The 318-nt window shown below is 69.2% G+C and carries 1 pseudogene; it reads right to left on the bottom strand.

The features are described 5' to 3' along the window. Nucleotides 1-318, bottom strand: a pseudogene (locus FBT96_RS19960) (sialate O-acetylesterase); the annotation flags it as partial.

Genomic DNA, 318 nt, shown 5'->3' on the forward strand with positions numbered 1-318 from the left:
GGCCGCGTCGGATATTCGATCGCGGCTCTCGCGCCGATCATCATGCCCCAGTTGCTCGTGCCCGCAATGGCCGCCCCGGTTTGAAACGTGCCGATCGTCGTGGTCGCCGCGGCGGCCGACAGGGCCGTGCCTGCATAGCTCCACATGTAGAGATTCGGCGGGGGGCTGAACGGGGCATGGGCAACGCGGCGCGCGGCGTTGCTCTGACCCGCGACGAAAATCACGAAAGGCGTGCCCGCCATGGCCGCGTCGAGATCGTCGAGCCGGTCAGCGAGCGCCCCGGAGGCGGCCAATTGCGCGGCCAGATCTGCGACCGAC

It is taken from the genome of Rhodobacter capsulatus, from assembly GCF_005144475.1.
Classification (GTDB): domain Bacteria; phylum Pseudomonadota; class Alphaproteobacteria; order Rhodobacterales; family Rhodobacteraceae; genus Rhodobacter; species Rhodobacter capsulatus_C.